At 71.9% G+C, this 18,471-nt stretch carries 13 protein-coding genes; 4 read left to right on the top strand and 9 right to left on the bottom strand.

Annotated elements, in window-relative coordinates; translation table 11 throughout:
* Positions 1-20: 20 nt before the first annotated feature.
* The 4 genes from OG698_RS11995 to OG698_RS11980 all read right to left on the bottom strand — a co-directional run bounded on the left by OG698_RS11995 (position 21) and on the right by OG698_RS11980 (position 4,484).
* Complete coding sequence (locus OG698_RS11995; protein ID WP_406103071.1) at positions 21-764, bottom strand: GntR family transcriptional regulator; 744 nt, start codon at positions 762-764, stop codon at positions 21-23.
* A 104-nt stretch (positions 765-868) separates the two neighbouring features.
* Entirely contained in the window at positions 869-2,035 is a 1,167-nt protein-coding gene (locus OG698_RS11990) for an acyl-CoA dehydrogenase family protein (RefSeq protein ID WP_406103070.1), read from the bottom strand.
* Complete coding sequence (locus OG698_RS11985; protein WP_406103069.1) at positions 2,032-3,264, bottom strand: CaiB/BaiF CoA transferase family protein; 1,233 nt, start codon at positions 3,262-3,264, stop codon at positions 2,032-2,034. The genes OG698_RS11990 and OG698_RS11985 overlap by 4 nt, the downstream gene beginning before the upstream one ends.
* A complete protein-coding gene (locus tag OG698_RS11980) occupies positions 3,261-4,484 on the bottom strand; it encodes an MmgE/PrpD family protein (RefSeq protein WP_406103068.1) in 1,224 nt (407 codons plus the stop codon). The genes OG698_RS11985 and OG698_RS11980 overlap by 4 nt, the downstream gene beginning before the upstream one ends.
* Before the next feature lie 282 nt (positions 4,485-4,766).
* On the opposite strand from OG698_RS11980, the gene OG698_RS11975 reads away from it, so the two are divergent.
* Genes OG698_RS11975 through OG698_RS11965 form a run of 3 tightly spaced genes read left to right on the top strand, consistent with a single transcriptional unit; the run spans position 4,767 to position 7,950 of the window.
* On the top strand, positions 4,767-6,155 hold the full coding sequence (locus OG698_RS11975) for an MFS transporter (protein ID WP_406103067.1): 1,389 nt from the start codon (positions 4,767-4,769) through the stop codon (positions 6,153-6,155).
* Between the two features lie 5 nt (positions 6,156-6,160).
* Positions 6,161-7,054 carry a MaoC family dehydratase N-terminal domain-containing protein gene (locus OG698_RS11970; RefSeq protein ID WP_406103066.1) on the top strand — a complete coding sequence of 298 codons (894 nt, stop codon included), beginning with the start codon at positions 6,161-6,163 and terminating at the stop codon, positions 7,052-7,054.
* Positions 7,051-7,950 (top strand): HpcH/HpaI aldolase/citrate lyase family protein, encoded by a 900-nt coding sequence (locus OG698_RS11965; RefSeq protein ID WP_406103065.1) that lies wholly within the window; start codon positions 7,051-7,053, stop codon positions 7,948-7,950. Before OG698_RS11970 ends, OG698_RS11965 begins: the two co-directional genes overlap by 4 nt.
* Positions 7,951-8,181: 231 nt before the next feature.
* On the opposite strand, the gene OG698_RS11960 is transcribed toward OG698_RS11965, so the two are convergent.
* Positions 8,182-10,053 (bottom strand): AMP-dependent synthetase/ligase, encoded by a 1,872-nt coding sequence (locus OG698_RS11960; RefSeq protein ID WP_406103064.1) that lies wholly within the window; start codon positions 10,051-10,053, stop codon positions 8,182-8,184.
* Positions 10,054-10,245: 192 nt separating this feature from the next.
* On the opposite strand from OG698_RS11960, the gene OG698_RS11955 reads away from it, so the two are divergent.
* On the top strand, positions 10,246-10,407 hold the full coding sequence (locus OG698_RS11955) for a hypothetical protein (RefSeq protein WP_406103063.1): 162 nt from the start codon (positions 10,246-10,248) through the stop codon (positions 10,405-10,407).
* Positions 10,408-10,468: 61 nt separating this feature from the next.
* Here OG698_RS11955 and OG698_RS11950 read toward each other — a convergent pair whose 3' ends face one another.
* The 4 genes from OG698_RS11950 to OG698_RS11935 form a co-directional block, all read right to left on the bottom strand.
* On the bottom strand, positions 10,469-11,773 hold the full coding sequence (locus tag OG698_RS11950; RefSeq protein WP_406103062.1) for a type VII secretion protein: 1,305 nt from the start codon (positions 11,771-11,773) through the stop codon (positions 10,469-10,471).
* A 521-nt stretch (positions 11,774-12,294) separates the two neighbouring features.
* The gene (locus OG698_RS11945) at positions 12,295-12,441 is read right to left on the bottom strand and encodes a hypothetical protein (RefSeq protein ID WP_406103061.1); all 147 of its coding nucleotides are present in this window, start codon (positions 12,439-12,441) and stop codon (positions 12,295-12,297) included.
* Between the two features lie 326 nt (positions 12,442-12,767).
* The gene (locus OG698_RS11940; protein ID WP_406110995.1) at positions 12,768-15,392 is read right to left on the bottom strand and encodes a TIM-barrel domain-containing protein; all 2,625 of its coding nucleotides are present in this window, start codon (positions 15,390-15,392) and stop codon (positions 12,768-12,770) included.
* A 252-nt stretch (positions 15,393-15,644) separates the two neighbouring features.
* Positions 15,645-18,434 (bottom strand): NHLP bacteriocin export ABC transporter permease/ATPase subunit, encoded by a 2,790-nt coding sequence (locus OG698_RS11935; protein ID WP_399968408.1) that lies wholly within the window; start codon positions 18,432-18,434, stop codon positions 15,645-15,647.
* Positions 18,435-18,471: the final 37 nt, after the last annotated feature.

Below are 18,471 nucleotides of genomic sequence, written 5' to 3'. Positions count from 1 at the left end.
CGCCGGCCGCCATACGTGCCTCAGCGCGGATGGCGGCGCAGCCGCACCCGGTACGAGTAGTGCTCCGGAAGGAAGTGGCTGACGGCCAGCTCGACCGGGCGGCCCGACGCCGACAGGTAGAGGCGGTCGATGCGGAGCAGCGGATGCTGCGGCGGGCAGTCCAGGTGCGCCGCCACCTCGGCCGAGGCGAGTGCGACCGTGACGGACTGCTCCGCCTCCGCGATCGGCTCGGGCAGGCGGCCGTCGAGGAGGCCGATGACGGTGACGCGGCTGTCCGCGCCGGCCTCCGTCAGCTCGGGTCGGTCCGCGACAAGTGCGCCCACGTCCGGCGGCAGATGCACCGTCGTCATGCAGAACGGGGTGTCCTCGTGCAGCCGCAGGAACGAGAGGTGGTCCACGCGGTCGGAGCCGACGCGCAGCCTGCCCGCCGCGTCCACGTCGACGCGGCGGCGCAGTGGCGACACCAGGCGCATCGTCGTGTCGAGGGACAGCGCCATGAGGTCCTCGACCGAGCCGAACTGCCGCAGATACTGTTCCTCGCGGGGCGCCGCGAACGTGCCGCGCCCCGGGACCCGGTGCACCAGACCCTCCGTGACCAGGTCCTGGAAGGCGCGCCGCACGGTCTGGCGGCTGAGCCCGTGGGAGGCGGCGAGCTCCGCCTCGGTGGGCAGCCGCACACCCTCGGGGTAGTCGTGCCGCAGGATCGCCTCGCGCAGCTCGCGCGCGAGGCGTACATAGGCGCTGTCACGCCCGGGGGCCGCCATCTGTGTCCCCCTCGTCCGCTCTGTGCGTGTCGTACGCGTCATGTCTGCCGTTCACCGCCCTGCCTGTGCCGTGAGTCTAATGGCCGTACAAGACGGTGCGCAGGTCAGACGTCCAGACCGCCCCGGGAGACCAGCTGGCGCACGATGACGTTGCGCTGGATCTCGTTGGTGCCCTCGCCGACGATCATCAGGGGCGCGTCGCGGAAGTAGCGCTCGACGTCGAACTCGGTGGAGTAGCCGTAGCCACCGTGGATCCGGACCGCGTTGAGGGCGATCTCCATGGCCGCCTCCGACGCGAAGAGCTTGGCCATGCCCGCCTCCATGTCGACGCGGCGGCCCGCGTCCGCCTCGCGGGCGGCGTACAGGGTGAGCTGGCGCGCCGCGGTGAGCGACGTCGCCATGTCGGCAAGGTAGTTGCCGATCGACTGGTGCTTGTAGATGGGCTCGCCGAACGTCTCGCGCTCCTGCGCGTAGCGCAGCGCGTCCTCGAACGCGGCCCTGCCGACGCCCAGCGCGCGCGAGGCGACCTGGAGGCGGCCGGTCTCCAGGCCCTTCATCATCTGTCCGAAGCCCTTGCCCTCGACGCCGCCGAGCAGTGCGCCGGCCGGGACGCGGTAGTCGTCGAAGGTCAGCTCGCAGCTCTCGACGCCCTTGTAGCCGAGCTTCGGCAGGTCGCGCGAGACGGTGAGCCCGGGGCCGTGCTCGGCGAGCAGGATGGAGATGCCGCGGTGCTTCGGCTCGGCCGCCGGGTCCGTCTTGCACAGCAGCGCGATCAGCTGCGAGCGGCGGGAGTTGGTGATCCAGGTCTTGCCGCCGTTGACGACGTACGAGTCCCCGTCGCGCCGCGCGACCGTGCGCATCGCCTGGAGGTCGGAGCCGCCGCCCGGCTCGGTGAGCGCCATCGTCGAGCGGATCTCGCCGGTCGCCATCTTCGGCAGGTAACGGTTCTTCTGCTCGTCGGTGCCGAAGTGCAGCAGCAGCTTGGAGACGACGGTGTGGCCGCCCATGGCGCCGGCGAGGCTCATCCAGCCGCGCGCCAGCTCCTCCGTGATCAGTACGTAGCAGGGCGTGGAGACGGGCGTGCCGCCGTACTCCTCGGGGATCGCGAGGCCGAAGATGCCGAGGTCCTTCATCTGCTCGATGAGTGCCTCAGGATAGGTGTTGGCGTGCTCCAACTCCCGTACGACAGGCTTGACTTCGCGGTCCACGAAGTTCCGCACGGTCTCGACGATCAGCTGTTCGTCGGAGGAGAGGGTGTCGAGGGTGCTCACTTCGCGGACGCTCCTTGCTCGTGGTCGTGCGTGGTGTCGATGACGCCCTGCGCGCGCAGCCGCTCGATGTCGGCGGAGCTGCGGCCCAGCGCGCGGAGGATCTGTTCGGTGTGCTCTCCCGCGGCGGGGACGGGGTCCATCCGGGGGGTGACGCCGGAGAGGTCCGCCGGGGGGAGCAGTGCTTGTACGGGTCCCTGCGCGCCCGGCACCGCGATGTCGCGCCACCGGTCGCGTTCGGCGAGGGCAGGGTGGGCGAGGAACTCGGCGATGGAGTTCACACCCGCGTTGGCGATACCGGCCTTGTCGAGGAGTGCCATGGCGTCCTCGCTGCCGAGCTCGGCGAAGCGCGCGGAGACGGCCGCGTTGACCTCGTCGCGGTGGGCGACGCGGTCGGCTCCGGTGGCCATGCGGGGGTCGTCGGTGAGTTCGGGACGGCCGAGGACCGTGGAGCACAGTGCCTGCCACTCGCGCTCGTTCTGGATGGAGAGCAGCACCTCCTTCCCGTCGGAGGCGGTGAACGGTCCGTAGGGCGCGATCGTGGCGTGCTGGGCGCCGATGCGCGGCGGCTGCGTACCGCCGTAGCGCGTGTAGTAGGCGGGCTGGCTCATCCACTCGGCGAGCGCCTCGAAGAGGGATACCTCGACGGCGGGCGCGCGTCCGGTGGTGGCCCGCGTGTAGAGGGCGGTGAGGACGCCGCTGTACGCGTACATGCCCGCCGAGATGTCGGCGACGGAGATGCCGACGCGAGCGGGCTCGTCGGGCGAGCCCGTGATGGAGAGCAGTCCCGTCTGGCACTGCACGAGCAGGTCGTACGCCTTGCGCTGCGACCAGGAGCCGCTGGTGCCGTACCCGCTGATCGTGCACGGGATGAGACGCGGGTGGCGGGCCTGGAGCGCGGCCGGGCCGAGGTCCATGCGGTCGGCGGCGCCCGGCGCGAGGTTCTGGACGAACACGTCCGCGTCCGCGAGGAGTTCCTCCAGGATGTCCCGGCCCTCCTGTGACTTGAGGTCCAGGGTGAGGGACTCCTTGGAGCGGTTGAGCCACACGAAATAGCTGGCCTGGCCGTGCACCGTGGTGTCGTAGCGGCGGGCGAAGTCGCCTCCGCCGGGGCGCTCGACCTTGATGACGCGGGCGCCGAGGTCGGCGAGCTGGCGGGTGGCGAAGGGTGCGGCGACGGCCTGTTCCAGGCTGACGACCGTGATGCCTTCGAGGGGGAGCGGATCGGTCATGCGGGGGCCTTCCCGGGAAGTTCGGTCAGGAGCAGGGCGCGGGCCGACTCCCAGGTCGTGTCCTTGAGCAGAGCGGGTACGTCGCTGCCGCACGCGACGAACTTCTCCACCAACTCCCCTTCTGTCGGCGGACGTCGGGGTGAGCCCGGGGGATGGGCGAGGGCGGACCGCAGGACCCGGCCGTCGGTGAGCGTCACCGCGAGGTCGACCTCGCCGTCGAGGAGCCCGGCACCGCCCTCCGTGCGCTCCGTCCCGACCGTGGCCATCAGGCGCCGCGCCTCGGGTCGGCCCACGGCCTCGTCCGTGAAGGCGCCGAAGCCGGGGAACCCGTCGAGCAGGGCCGTCGCCACCGCGTACGGGAGGCTGAACTTGCCTTCGAGGCCTGTCTCCGGATGGTCGTGGATGAGGGGGTGGATCGTGGCCCCGGGGGTGGTGACGCGCACGGCCTCGACGTCGCCGGGGCCGCACTCGGCGCGCAGGTCGCGCAGCGCCGCGATCGGACGCTGCATCGCGTAGCAGCAGGGGAACATCTTGATGGCGAGGCCACCGGGGACGGCGGGGCCGCCGGTCCGGGGTACCCCTCCCTCGGTGCCGTCCGATCCTTCCGCGCCCACCAGCTTCAGCCACGCGTCGACCGCTTGCGGGTCGGCGGTGGCGCCGGCCCGGGCGAGGCGCGCCGCCCGCACCCCCGCCTCCGCCGCGAAGCCGACCTGGAGCGACTTGCTGTGGGTGCCGAACGCGGCCTGGACCCCGCTCGCGCCGGGCACCGCGAGCGCCATGGCCGTCGCGAGCTGCTCGGGAGTGAGGCCCCAGGCGACGCCCGCCGCGACGGCCGCCGCGGGGGCGCCCGCCGTGCACGTGGCGTGCCAGCCGGCCGCGTAGTGCGACCAGCCGAGCAGCGTGCCGAGCCGGGCCATCACGCCGGCCCCGGCGAGATAGGCGCGCGCGTCGCCACCCGCCGCGAGGACCGCGGGGACGATCACCACGCTGATGTGTGTCGTGGACTCGATGTGCAGGTCGTCGAAGTCGAGGACGTGCCCGACCGCGGCCCAGCGTGCCGCGTCCGGCAGCTCGGCCGCCAGCGCACTCACCGGGTGGTCCCGCGCCGCGAGCGTGACCGCGACCGTGTCCAGGAGGGAGCGGCGGGCGAGCGCCAGGTCCTCGGCGTCGGGTTCGTATCCGTACGCCCACTCGGCGAGCGATTCCGCGATGGCCGGCATGGCTTCCCTTCGTACGTGTCCTGCACTGCGTGGTTACTTTGTACGGCCAAATGGCGGGGCCGTCAACGCCGCCACCGCAGGGCAAATTAAAGCTTTCACATGCGACTTCACCCCAGGGGGGTTGACTGGACGCCCGGCGGGGCGGACGCTGGGCCGCGTTTTGTACGGCACAATCCGCCATTGAGGCGGCCACATCAATCGGCTGTCCAGCCACCCGTCCGGGCACCTGGCGATCCGCCTGCCCACCGGCTGTCCAACCGCCTGTCCCCCCGGAGGTCTCGCATGGGCGATGCGCATCCCCTGCTCGCCGCGCTCAGCGGCGCCCGGCACGGTGCTCTGCACCGGCGGGTGCTGCTCACCGTCAGCGCCATGTTCTTCTTCGACCTGGCCGACCTGAACACGTTCGCGTTCGCCGCGCCCGCCATCCGCCGGGCGCACCTCTTCACCGTCGACGACGTCGCGTTCGTCACCGCCCTGGCCTTCGCCGGCATGGCGGCCGGCGCGATCCTCGGCGGCCGGTTCGCCGACCATGTGGGCCGGCGGCGGGTCATGGCCGGCTCCGTGGTGCTCTTCTCCGCGGCCTCCGTGGGCAACGCGCTGGTCACCGACGTGGGCGCGATGGCCGCGGCCCGCTTCGCGACCGGGTTCGGACTCGGCGCCATGACCTCCGTCGCGATCACCTACCTCTCCGAGGTCACTCCGGCCGCGCGCCGCGGCCGCGCCCAGGCGACGGCGCTCGGCACCGGCCTGATCGGCATCCCCGTCGTGGCGTTCACGGCACGCGGCCTGACCGCCGACGACCCCGGCGGCTGGCGCGCCCTCTTCGTCATCGGCGCCCTCGGCATCCTGCTCGTACCGCTCCTGATACGCCTGCCCGAGTCGCCGCGCTGGCTCCTCGCGCGCGGCCGGACCACCGAAGCCGTGCAGGTCACGCGCGCCTTCGTGCCCGACTGGGAGCCGTCCGCCGACGCGCTCGCGGTGCCTCCCGCTCCGGTGGACCGGCCGCGGTTCTCGGAACTCTTCGCCGCGGGCCAGCGGCGCGACACCGTGGCCCTGATGGTCCTGTGGCTCTTCGGGCTCGTCGGCTTCTACGGGTTCCAGTCCTGGGTGCCGACGCTGCTCGCCGACCACGGCCAGGACTTCGCCAAGAGCATGACGATGTCCGCGGTCACCACCATCGGGGCAGTGCCCGGCGCGTTCCTCGCCTGGCCGTTCATCGACCGCTACCCGCGCAAGCACCTCGCGGTGGTGCTCGGTCTCGTGGTCGCGGTGCTCGGCATCGGGTACGGGCTCAGCTCGTCCGTCGTGGCCGTCGTCGTGTTCGGCACGCTCGTCGCCGCGCTCAGCCAGACGTTCATCGCGGTGCTCTACTCGTACACCCCCGAGGTGTTCCCGACCCGCCTGCGCACGGCGGGCGCCGGGCTCGGCAACGGTGTCGGCCGGATCGGAAACGTCATCGCGCCGCTGGTCGTAGCGGCGATCTACACCACGCCGGGGCTCGGCTACGTCGCCGTGTTCGTGTTCATCGCGGGATGCTGGCTGGTCGCCACGGCCACCGTGTTCTTCTTCGGAGTCGACACCCGCGGCCGGTCGCTGGAGACCCTGCACGACGCGGCGGCGGCCCCGGTGGCTTCCGCGGCACCCGTTTCGCAACGCATCGGAGGAGAATGAGAACCATGCCCCAACCAGACGCATCCCAGGGCGAGTTCGAGCTCGCACGATATCTGGACGCCTGGTCCCCGGCGCCCGTGACCCTCGACGATCCCGTCGCCGCCGCGCCCGTCGCAGCCCTGAGTCAGGTCCTCGACCAGGAGGCGACCGTGGCCGGCAAGGGGGAACCGCTGCCGCCGCTGTGGCACTGGCTGCACTTCCTCGAATGGCCCGCACAGCGGGAGCTGGGGGCCGACGGGCACCCCGCGCACGGCCACTTCCTGCCGCCCCTGCCGGACCGCAGGCGCATGTTCGCCGGCGGCCGCGCGGAGTTCATCGCGCCGCTTCGGGTGGGCGTGCCTGCCCGGCGTACGAGTTCCCTCGCCAAGGTCGAGATCAAGCGCGGCCGCACCGGCGAGATGGCGTTTGTGACAGTCCGTCATGAGATTGTGCAGGAAGGAAAGACCAGGGTCACCGAGGAGCAGGACCTCGTCTACCGCGTCGGAGAGAACGAGGGACGGAGCGGGGGCTTCGGCCTCGACCTCGGCGAGGCCGAACCGTCCGATGCCGACTGGCAGTTGATCCTGCGTCCCTCGCCGACCCTGCTGTTCCGCTACAGCGCGCTGACCGCGAACGCCCACCGCATTCACTACGACGAGCCGTACGTCCGCGACGTCGAGGGCTATCCGGGGCTCGTCGTCCACGGGCCGCTCCTCGTCCAGCTGATGCTGGAACTCGCCCGCCGTGAGGCCCCGGAGCGTGAGATCCGTACGCTCTCGTACCGGCTGCGCAAGCCCGTGTTCGCGGGCGAGCAGGTGTGCGCGCTGGGCGAGGTGGCGGACGACGGAGGGTCGGCCGGACTGCGGATCGCCACGCGCCGCGACGAGCGGCATGCGACGGCGGAGGTGACTTTCGAGTGAGCGCCGAACGCAGCGGAGTCGAACCTGCGAGTGCTGTCCTCGCGCGTCCCGAACTCGCCGACCTCGAGCGCCTGAGCCGCGATCGCGCCCGCCTCGCCGCCGCCCGCACCCTGCTCTTCGTACCGGGGCACCGACCCGACCGGTTCGAGAAGGCGGCCGCTGCCGGGGCCGACGCCGTGATCATCGACCTGGAGGACGCCGTCGCGCCGGACGGCAAGGACACGGCCCGCCGGCACGCCGCCGACCGGCTCGCGCGGGGCGGGGACGCGGTGGTGCGGATCAACGCGCCGGGCACTCCCTGGTGGGACGCCGACCTGGACCTCGTCACCGCGTTCGGCTGTCCGGTGATGCTGCCCAAGGCCGAGGACCCCGAGGTGATCGCACGGATCGCGGAGGTCTGTGCCGTGATCCCGCTCGTCGAGACGGCGGCCGGGATCGAGCGCGCCCTCGACGTGTGCTGCGCGCCCGGCGTCGTCCGCGCGGCGTTCGGCAGCGTCGACCTCGCCACCGAGCTGGGCGTGCGCCACGACGACACCCTGGCGCTGGCGTATGCGCGGTCCCGGCTGGTCATGGCGTGCGCCGCAGCCGGTGTAGCGCCCCCGCTGGACGGCGTCACCACCGCGCTCGACGACGCCGACGCCCTCGCGCGGGACCTGCGGCACGCCCGACGGCTCGGCTTCGGAGGCAAACTGTGCATCCACCCGAAGCAACTCCCTGCGGTGATCGCGGGATTCGCGCCGACGGACGAGGAACTGGCCTGGGCCAGGAAGGTGCTCGCCGCGGGCGACGCGGTGTCGGCCGTCGACGGCGTGATGGTCGACAGGCCGGTGCAGGAGCGGGCACGACGGCTGCTCGGCGTGGAGCTCACGACCGGCCCTGCGGGCGAGACGGCGTAAGGCGGAGGATCAGGGGACGCCCGGCGATGTCACGTCGAAGGCGGTGAGCAGGGCGTCGACGGGCGTGCCTACGGCGCCGCGTATCCGTACCCGCCAGGTGTCCGCCGCCCCCTGCGGCACCCCCGAAACCCCGTGTGCGCCACCCGTGCGTCCCTCGATCCCCCGCCTTCCCGAATCCGACCGTTGAGGATGAGGCAATCGAGCCGTGGTCGACGCGTGATACGGGCAAGGTCAGCGCCGGCCGAACGGCTCCCGTGCGAACGACGCCGCCGCGCGGGGCGTGTACAGCCGCTCCACGTCCTGGGCGTACGCGGCGAGGACCGCGCTCCTGCGCAGCTTCAGCGACGGTGTGAGCAGGCCCGTGTCCGGTGTGAACTCGCCCGGCAGGATGCGGAATTCACGGATCGACTCCGCCCGCGAGACCCGCGTGTTCGCCCGAGAGACCGCACGCTGGATCTGGGCGCGCAGCTCCTCGTCGTCGGTCAGCGTGCCCGGCTCGGCCGGGGCGCGGCCCTTGAGGCGCTGCCAGTGGTGCAGGGCCTGCGGGTCGAGGGTGATGAGCGCGGCCACGTACGGCCTGTTGTCGCCGACGACGACGCACTGCGAGATCAGCGGGTGGCTCCGCAGCTCCTCCTCCAGGACCAGCGGCGACATGCTCTTGCCGCCGCTCGTGATGATGACGTCCTTCTTGCGGCCGGTGATGACCAGATAGCCGTCGTCGAGATGTCCGAGGTCCCCGGTCGCGAACCAGCCGCCGTGCAGCGCCGTTCGCGTCGCCTTCGGGTCGTTGAGATAACCCGAGAACACGACATCGCCGCGGACCCAGATCTCGCTGTCGCCCGCGATGTGCACGGAACACCCGGGAAGCGGCCGGCCCACCGTGCCGAAGCGGACCGCGCCGACCGGCTGCGCCGTCACCGCCGCCGTCGTCTCGGTGAGGCCGTAACCGTCGTGGACCGTGATGCCGGCGCCCGCGAAGAACAGACCCGTCTCGCGGGACAGCGGCGAACCGCCCGACACCGCGTGCCGCACCCGCCCGCCGAGGACCGCGCGCAGCTTCGCGTACACCAGCCGCTCGTACACCGCGTGCCGCAGCCTGAGCCGCGGCCCCGGCCCCTGCCCGCGCCCGAGCGACTGCCGCTCCGCCGCCTCCGCGTACCGCACCGCGACCTGCGCCGCCCTGCGGAACAACGTGCCGTGACCCGCGTGCTGCGCGGCCGCACGGGACCTGGCGAGGACCGTCTCGAAGATGTACGGGACCCCGAACATGAACGTGGGCCGGAACGACGCGAGCGCCGGCAGGAGGCTCTCGGGAGAGAGGTCGGGCTGGTGCGCCACATGCACACCGCCCCGCACCGAACCGACGACGACCATCAGGCCGTAGCAGTGCGACAGCGGCAGGAACGCGAGCAGCGACGGGGGTTCGCCGGGAGATGCGAGGAGACTGCTCCAGCCGGCCAGCAGGTTGTCGCACTCGGACGCGAGGTTCGCGTGCGTGATGACACAGCCCTTGGGGCGGCCCGTGGTGCCGGAGGTGTAGCAGATGGCCGCCGGGTTCTCCGGGGCGACGGCCGCGCGCTGCCGGTGCACGTCCTCGTCGGCCACGCCCACCCCGTCGTCGGCGAGCGCCGCCACGCAGCCGCTGTCGAGCTGCCAGATCCGCGTGAGCGCATTCTGCGAGCCGTACGCGGCGGCCACGGTCATCGCGTGGTTCTCGTTCTCCACGACGATGCCGGTCGCGCCCGTGTCCTGGAGGATCCACCGGACCTGCTCCACGGACGACGTGGGGTACACGGGGACGACCTCGGCGCCGACGGTCCACAGCGCGTACGCGAGGAGCGTCCACTCGTAGCGGGTGCGGGACATGAGGGCCACGCGGTCACCGAGACGGACCCCGTTCGCGAGGAAGCCGCGGGCGACGGAGAGCACGTCGTCGCAGAACGCGCCGGCGGTGACCGGAATCCACGTGCCCCCGCCATGGCTGTCGCCCGGACGCGAGAACTGGAGGCGTCTCGGCTCGCGTTCGGCCGTCGCGAACACGGAGTCGGCGAGCCCGCCCGAACGCAGTGGCTCGACGAGGCGTGGGACGGTGAACTCCTGCATGGGTCCTCTTCCGTGGCGGCGGCTCAGGACTAAACCATTGGCAGCGCAAGCTACTCCCATGCGCGGGCGGGTGCCTAGGGCCTTTCGTTCCGGGGGCGGGGGCGGCGACAGCTACGGCGAGTGCGACGTGATGGACTGCGGCGGCGGCCGAGCGGCCTCGGACGCCCGACCGAAAGGACTCGAGGAGTCATCATGGGCCTTGGCATCATCGTCGTGCCACTGTTCTTCTATCTCGCCCTGGTGGCACCGCTCTGTGTCAAGGTTGCCGAAAAGACGACGGAGAGGACGGGCTGGCTGATGGCCGCAGGCCTCGTCGTCCCTCCCGTCGCCCTGTTCATCGCCCTGCTCATATAGGCCTCTCGTTCGGAACATGCCGGGCTCGCGGGGAGCGGCACGTCCAACTGCCGCGCCGCCGCTACCTCGCCGCCCGCTGCACCGCCTCGGCCGCCAGACTCGTGGCCGCGCGGCGGGTCGCCTCCGACAGGAGCGCCGTCCGGATCGGGCCTCCCGCCGCCAGATGACGGTCGTACGGCAGGTGCACCACGGCGACCCCCGTCTCGCGCAGATGCGCGGTCGCCGCCTTCAGGTCGAGCGTCATGTCGGGCGCGCTCGACGTGAGCGCGACGACGGTACTGGCCAGGGCCGCCTTCGGGAGCTGCGCCAGCCAGTCGAGCACCACGCGCGTGCCGCCCACACCCTCCACCGTCATCGGGGCGACCACCACGCGCGCGTGCGCCGTGTCCATCGCCGTACGCGCCACCTCGCCCGGCAGCGTCTCGCAGTCCACGACCGTCACCGCGAAGTAGCGCCGCAGCGCGAGCGACACCGTCCGGTACGTACGTATGTCCAGCGGGGCGCCGACACGGCCCTGGCTCGCCGGCAGCAGCCAGCCGCCGTCGGTGACCGGCACGAGATAGCCGGTGACGTCGGTGAGTCGCATCGACGGTTTGAGGATCTGCGCGAGGTCGGGGCACGACCAGCGCACCGACTCGGCGCCCAGCCGCACGGGCAGCGTGCCGAGTGCGGCGTCCGCCTCCAGCGCGAGCACCGGGTCGTGCCGGTAGTGGTTGAGGGTGCGGGCGAGGAGGGCGGACACGGTGGTCTTGCCCACGCCGCCGCGGATGGATGTCACGGCGACCACCCGGCCGTTGGCCACCGGCTGCTGCACCTCCCGCGCGAGACGCGTCTCTTCGGACACTCCCGGCGCGGCGGACGAGGCGAGCCTGCGCAGCGAATGCCCCGTGCGCTTGGCCACGGTGTCCCCGTGCTGAGACCGCCCGAGCGCCCCGGCCAGCCGTGGGTCGACGGTGGGGACGGACTCGGGGGTGAAGGCGGGGAGCCGGGTGTTCCGCGAGCGGGGGTTGGGGGCGACCGGGGGGTGGGGTGCGGGCGCGTGCGGCTGGGGGGTCGGTGCGGGCGCGGGCGCGGGGGTGTAGGGGGCGGGGAGTCCTGAGGGAGGCGGGGCGGAGGGGAGATGGGAGGCCGGGGGGTTCGGGGGTGGGGCGGGTGCGTCGGGGGTGGGTGCGGCGTCCCTGATGTCGGCTTGCGGGACGGGGGTTGGGGCGTCCGGGGCCGGGGAGTGGGCGGCTGCCGCCAGGACGGGCACGGCGTCCGTGATGTCGGGCGAGGGCGAGGGCGAGGGCGGGGGCGAGGGCGAGGGCGAGGGCGAGGGCGGGGGCGCGGGTGTCGGGGTGGCCTTCTTGTCGATCTCGATGGACACGTTCGGTAGGGGTGACGTGCCCGTGCTGCCGGGTCCGGGCTGTGGCGCCAGGGGCTTTGGGGTCGGCGGGGCGTCGACGGGGGCGTCCGTTGATGCCGCCGCGACCGGTACCGCGTCCGCGCCGGTCGGCGGAGTCGGTCGGTCCGCTCGGCCCGCCGCGAGGCGTGCCGCCAGTGACGCCGTCCGGCGCGGCGCCGGGGTGGCCGTGGGGGAAAACGGCTCACCCGCAGCGTCGTCGTCCGGGTCGAGCGGCGGTGAGGGCGACGGGCCAGGCCCCGCGTCCGGTGACGGAGACGTATTGGGGCGCCGGCGCGGAAGCGGTGCGCGCCCGGTGGCGGGCGGAGGCGCCGCTGAGGGCTCCGCCTCTCCCTCGGCCCCGGCGCCTCGCCCCGCTACCTCGGAACTTGACATGTCCGACGCCGTCATCTCGCCGCCCTCCCCGCCCAGTTGTGCCTGGGTCTGCCTGAGCAGGTCCCGCAGTACGTTGTTCTGCCAGTCGCTCTGCGTCATTCCCCGAGCCCTTACGCGAAGGTGCCGAGCAGAGGCCCGTACACACCGAAGACGTCGAGCGGCTCGCGGGACGGCAGCACGAGTCCGACGCGTCTGCGCTCACCCGCCAAGGTGACTCCGCTCAGCGCCGCACGGCTCAGTGGCCCCGTCGATATCACGCGTTTGAACCTATCATCGGGCCGAAGACGTGCTGGTCGGCGTGGTGGACGGGGTTCCGGCGGGGAGGAACTGGCCGGGCGCAACGCGGACACGACGTCGCGAATCGGCTGTAGCCGACACCCTCACCCCTCCCTCCGTGCGCCGGCCCGAACGTACTCGCGGACATCGTACGAGCAGCCCGCGTCGCACCAGCAAACCGCCTGGTGCGGCGCGGGGCCGGGGTCGGCGTCCGGAGGCCAACGCCCGCGATACGGGCGTCCGCGGCAACGGAGAGGGGGCGGGCCCGCACCACCGGACCCGCCCCCGCCTCACTCCGCCCTGCGGATCAGCGCCGCAGCGTCACCGTGAAGCCGCGGTCCAGGGACTGGCGCGCGGTCTTCACCGTCGTCACCCCCGTGTCCGCGTCGTAGTACCAGCCCGACCCGGCCGCCGCGAGCGCGTCCGCCGAGCCGACACGGGGCAGCGTGCGCCCCTCCGCCGACACCCGGCGCGGCGCGCTCTCGCCGTGGACGGTGAACCGGTACGCGCGGGCGTCGGGCTTGTACTTGTAACTGCCCTTGCTCGCACCGACGTTGACCTCGGTCGAGTGCTTGCCCTGGTCGACCGTGACGCGCTGCGTCGCCGACGCGCCCTTGGCGAAGTCACGGGTCACGCCGTCGTCCTCGTACAGCGTGTAGGAGGAACGGCCCTGCGGATACACGTCCCAGTCCAGCTCATGGACGTCACGGGACTTGTACGACGTCGTCCCCTTCGGCCACATCGGCACGACCGCGCCGGACCTGACGAAGAGGGGGAGCGTGTCGATGGGGGCGTGGTAGCCGTCGATCGTCGTCGGACCCTTGTAGGTCTTGCCCGTCCAGTAGTCCGTCCACGTGCCCTTGGGCAGGTAGATGCCGTCGCGGGTGTCCGAGTCCTTGTAGACCGGGGCGACCAGGAAGTCGTCGCCCGCCAGGTACTCGTACTTGGCGTTCGCGCCGAGCGTTGCGGGGTCGTCCGGGTACTCCAGGTAGAGCGGGCGCACCCCGCCGACACCGGTCTTCGCCGCCTCGGCGGACAGCGTGTACAGGTACGGCAGCAGGCGCTCGCGCAGCTGAAGGTACTTGCGGTTGATGGACGTGTAGGGCTCGCCGTCCACCCACGGCTGCTGGTTGATCTTCTTGCCGGTGGTCATGTCCGTGGCCCAGCCGTCCATCGTCATGATGGCCGGCAGGAACGTCTTGGCCTGGAGGTCACGTGCGTACATCTTGGCGTCGTGGCTGTAAATGCTGCCCACGTCACCGGAGTTGTACGCGATGCCCGACATCGTGGCGCCCGCGTACGTCGGGATCTGCCAGCGCACGAAGTCCCACGACAGCTTCTGGTCGCCGCTCCACAGCACGCCGCAGCGCTGCGCGCCCGCCCACGAGACGGGCATCCAGACGAAGCCGCGCGCGTCGCTGTTGTCCTCGATGCCGGTCTTCGCCTTGTCGCAGGCGTCCAGCGACATGCCGTAGCCGTTGCCGATCCAGGCGACGTCGAGCTTCGCGACACGCTGCCCGGCCTTCACCTGGTCGGCGAGCTTGTCGATGCCGTCCTGGGTCCACAGCCCCATCTCGGCGCCCCGTTCCTGGAGGCCCTTCGCGGTCTCGGCGAGGTTCTCGTAGCCGCAGCCGTAGCCGTCGTTGACCAGCATCCAGCCGAGCGGCATCTGGTGGTCGACGTACCCGTCGGCGACCTTGAGGGAGTCGAGGGTGTGGCGCTCGCCCTGGTTGGCGTTGTGGAGATAGCAGTCGGCGTCGCCGGGTTCGAGGCCGTACACCGGCGGCATGAACGGCTTGCCGACCAGCGACGTGTAGCCGCCGATCACCTTCTTCGCGTCACCGAGGAAGTAGTAGGCGTCGAGGCGGCGCTCCTGCTGGCCCGTGTGGACCGAGGGGCCGAAGTCGTAGACGCCGGGGGCGAAGGTGTTGCGGTAGACGCCGTAGCCCGCCGAAGAGAGGTAGAACGGCTGCGAGTTGTTGTAACCGCCCTCGTTCCAGTTGGTGTTGTTCGCGACGTAGACCGTCTTGTCGCGGTGCGAGAACGAGCCGTTCTGCTCGCCGCCACCGAAGAACTGTTCGTCCTTGCCGCGCTCCAGGCTCTGCCGCATGCCGCCGGTGGACCAGCGCAGGGGCCTGTCCTCCTGCCAGATCCGCGTCCTGTTGTCGGCCTTGTAGAGGCCGAAGCGCAGGGGCTTCTTGTAGACGCGCAGGACGGCGCCGGAGGAGCGGATGCCGTAGTACGCGCCCGCGTCGAACGACGAAGTGTGCTTGTCGAGCGCGGGCTGCTTGCGCACGATCTGCGATCCTGCCGGGTCGCTGAACGTGCCGGACGGGTCGGCCTGGAGCCGCAGTTGGCCACCCGTCAGGAAGTCGGCCCTCGCCTTCAGGGCGCCGGCGCCGATGGTGTAGCTGCCGTCCTTGCCCGTGAAGGAGGTCAGGTCGCCGGCGTCGGTCGTCTCGGGCAGATACGCCTTGCCGACGAAGGAGTTGTCGTGCACGTCGTAGGGGACGACCACGACGTGGTACGTGCCGTCGGCCTTCGGGATCACCGTGGCCTCGGGGTCGGCCGTGCCCGCGCTGGCGGCCACCTGCTTGCCCGCGTCGTCGAAGACGTACATGTCGAAGTCGTCGGTGGGCTGCTTCGCCCACTCGATCGAGACGGGGACGCCGCCCTCGGGGTTGTCGTCCCAGTAGCCGTCAGGGACCGACACCTCGAGGTCGAAGCGGTCGCACACCTTGTTGTCGGGGTCGTCCGCGGCGGCCGGGCACTTGCCGGGATCGCCCACGGTCCCCGCGGCGTACACGGGGCTCTGCCACGTCACACTCTTGTGGCCGTCGTCCAGGACGCCGCTGCCGGGGGTCGCCGCCTTCGCCTGCTGGGCGGGGGCCCCGAGGAGGGTGGCGCCGAGGAGTGCGGCCGTGCCGATCACCGCCAAGGTGCCTCCGCGAGACGGGCGTTGCCGTCTCAGCCGCCGTTGCCGCAGTCTTCGCAATCCGTGCAAGGTGCATCTCCGCTCAACCCGAGTGACCCATGGAGCCCGGCCGGTCGATGTTTACCAGTGCTTGAACTATTGCCATTTCGAGCAACTTCGAGCACGAAGGTTCACAGGGTTGAGGGGTTCTGTCAATGTCCTTGCGCGGGCTGCGTTCCCGCGAGCCCAGCCTGATCAGAACGAGAGGCCCTAGGCCATCTGACGCCGCACCAGCTCGTGCAGCCGTCCGTTCGTGTCCGCGAGGAGCTGGGCCGGCGGTCCCTGCTGGACGACCCGGCCGTCCGCCATGACGATCACCCGGTCAGCGTCCATCACCGTGGACAGGCGGTGCGCGATGACGACGCGCGTGGCGTTCAGGGCGCGGGTGCTGTCGATGACCGTGCGCTGGGTCTCGTTGTCCAGCGCGCTCGTGGCCTCGTCGAAGAACAGGATGCGCGGCCGGCGGATCAGCGCCTGCGCGATCATCAGGCGCTGGCGCTGGCCGCCGGAGATGGCGCCGCCGCCGGCGATCATCGTGTGCAGGCCCATCGGCATCCGCTTGATGTCCTCGGCGAGCCCCGCCATCGCCGCCGCCTCCCACGCCTCCTCCTGCGTGAACACCTCGGCGCCGCAGATACAGTCCAGGATCGAACCGGTCAGTGGCTGCGCGTTCTGCAGGACGACGCCGCACTGCCGGCGCACAGCGGCCTGGTCGAGCGCGCCGAGGTCCTGGCCGTCGTACAGGACACCGCCCGAGACCGGCTTGTCGAAGCCGATGAGGAGGCGCAGGAGCGTGGACTTGCCGCAGCCGCTCGGACCGACGACCGCGACGAACTCGCCCGGCCTGATGGACAGGTTCACGTCGTCGAGGACGAGCGGCCCGTCGTCCGTGTAGCGGAAGGACACGCCACGCGCCTCGATCTCGCCGGTCAGCTCGCCCGGCTGGGTGCTGGCGGCGCGCACCTCGGGTGCCTCGTCGAGGACGGGCTTGATCTGCTCGAACATCGGCAGGACGGCCGCCGCCGAGATCAGGGCGCCCGTGAGCTGCGTGACCGAAGACAGCAGCATCGTCACCGCGGTGCTGAACGTGAGGAAGTCGCCCGCGGAGAGGGTGCCCCGCGCGGGGCCCGCGAGCAGCATGAACATGACGAGCGAACACAGGGGCAGATAGACCGCGTTGAGGACCGTCGTCAGGTTCTTGATGCGGCCCGCGCGCCGCTGGAGCTCGCGGCTGCGCGCGAACTCCCCGGCCCACGAGGCGTACGCGAAGCTCTCCGCGCCCGCGACCCGCAGCTTCGGAAGGCCGCGCAACGTCTGGAACGCCTGGTTGTTGAGCTTGTTGCCGAGCACGACGAGGCGGCGCTGCCAGCGCAGTTCCCACAGCCCGAGGGTGAGGAACACGCCCGCGATCACCGCGAGCATGGCGAGCGCGGTCAGCGCCAGGGGGACGCTGTAGAGGAGGAGCAGGACGAGGTTCATCGCGCCGACCGTGCCGGACTGCACCACCACCGGGCCCACGCCGGACATGAGGCGGCGGATCGAGCTGATGCCCATGGCGGCGCTCGCCAGCTCACCCGTGGAACGCGACGCGAAGAACCGCGTCGGGAGCCTCAACAGGCGGTCCCACACGGCGGGTTGGAGCGCGCTCTCGATCCGGCCCTCCATGCGCAGGATCGTCAGATTCTGCAGCAGCATGAACGCGGCCGACACGATGCTCGTCACCATGACCGCGAGGGAGACCTGCACGATGAGGTCCGTCTCGGCGTTCGGCACGTACACGCCGAGCACCCGCCCGGTGGCGACCGGCACCAGGGCCCCGATCGCGACCGTCACGAGCCCGGCGAGCAGCAGATTGCGCACGTCGGCCCGCGTGCCGCGCGCGCTGAACCGCAGCAGCCGCAGCGGGCTCAGCGCCCGGTCGGGCAGCGGCCGGTACAGCATGACCGCCCGCTGCTCGAACTCCTCCGCGTTGTCCTCGTCGATCCGGGTCCGCCGCCCGCTCGACGGATGCACGGCCTCGTACCCGCCGCGCCGCCACAGCAGCGCGACCGGGGTGCCGGACGCCCGGTGCCCCACCAGGGGGCCCGCGTTCTCGCGCCACCAGCGCCCGTCGAGGCGGACCGCGCGGGTGCGGATCCGTGAGGCGACGGCGACCTGCTCGACCGGGTCGACGCGGTCGCTGACGGCGCCGCTGCGCTCGGGCGCCGCGAGCGTGATTCCGGCCGCGCCCGCGACCAGCTTGCACGCCGCGTACGTCGCGTCGTCGCCGTTCCCGGAGGAGGAGCCGCGACGTGAACTGCCCTTGCCCTGGCGGCCGATGGACGCGAGGAGCGTCCGGTCGGCCTCCTCGCGGACGGTCTCGCCCGCCTTGATGCCCGCCGCCGTCCGGGTCTCGTGCGCGCTCTCCAGGCGTTCGATCCATCGGTCGAGCGCGGACAGGAGCCGGAACTGCTGGTTGACCATGCGCTGCCACATCGAGCCGTCGACGAGCAGCTCGCCCACGGTGTCCGCGCTGTACGACGCGCCGTACTGCACGCTGCCCGGCAGGATCGGCAGCCACAGGATGTCGTCGTCGCCCACGGAGTCGTCGCCGGCCGTCCGGCCGTCGAGGGGTGCCTCGAACAGGACGCGCTGGCTGCGGCCCACACCCAGGGCGAAGGCGTGCTCGAGGAGGCTGAGGGCGGCGTCCTGGGTGTCGTACTGGCTGAGGTACTGCTGGTCGTACGACCACGAGGCGTCGCCGTAGTCGGGGCGCTGGAGTTCGCGCAGTCCGATGCGGCGCAGCAGGCAGCCCTGCAACGGGCGGCCCACCAACGTGTGCTGGGGTCCCTCGACCGGGCCGAGCAGCAGGGTCCCCGCTTCGAGCCGGCCCAGGAAGTGCCAGTGGCCCTGGGCGGCCGCGTCGACCGCGAACAGGTCGAGCGCGCCCTGGACGACCAGCCACAGGACCTGCGGTCCTTCGAGGTTCAGGCTGCGCATGCCGGCGCAGTCCACCGGCATGCCCAGGGAGCCGAACGCGGCGGTCACCTGGTCGCCG

Source organism: Streptomyces sp. NBC_01003 (genome assembly GCF_045162695.1).
Lineage (GTDB): Bacteria > Actinomycetota > Actinomycetes > Streptomycetales > Streptomycetaceae > Streptomyces.
This window is presented reverse-complemented; position numbering and strand designations above follow the sequence as displayed.

Bases quoted from the DNA above. Each gene is read 5' to 3' on its own strand.
- OG698_RS11995 (WP_406103071.1), bottom strand. From the start codon at position 764: ATGGCGGCCCCCGGGCGTGACAGCGCCTATGTACGCCTCGCGCGCGAG.
- OG698_RS11985 (WP_406103069.1), bottom strand. From the start codon at position 3,264: ATGACCGATCCGCTCCCCCTCGAAGGCATCACGGTCGTCAGCCTGGAA.
- OG698_RS11980 (WP_406103068.1), bottom strand. From the start codon at position 4,484: ATGCCGGCCATCGCGGAATCGCTCGCCGAGTGGGCGTACGGATACGAA.
- OG698_RS11975 (WP_406103067.1), top strand. From the start codon at position 4,767: ATGGGCGATGCGCATCCCCTGCTCGCCGCGCTCAGCGGCGCCCGGCAC.
- OG698_RS11970 (WP_406103066.1), top strand. From the start codon at position 6,161: ATGCCCCAACCAGACGCATCCCAGGGCGAGTTCGAGCTCGCACGATAT.
- OG698_RS11960 (WP_406103064.1), bottom strand. From the start codon at position 10,053: ATGCAGGAGTTCACCGTCCCACGCCTCGTCGAGCCACTGCGTTCGGGC.
- OG698_RS11955 (WP_406103063.1), top strand. From the start codon at position 10,246: ATGGGCCTTGGCATCATCGTCGTGCCACTGTTCTTCTATCTCGCCCTG.
- OG698_RS11935 (WP_399968408.1), bottom strand. From the start codon at position 18,434: ATGCCGGTGGACTGCGCCGGCATGCGCAGCCTGAACCTCGAAGGACCG.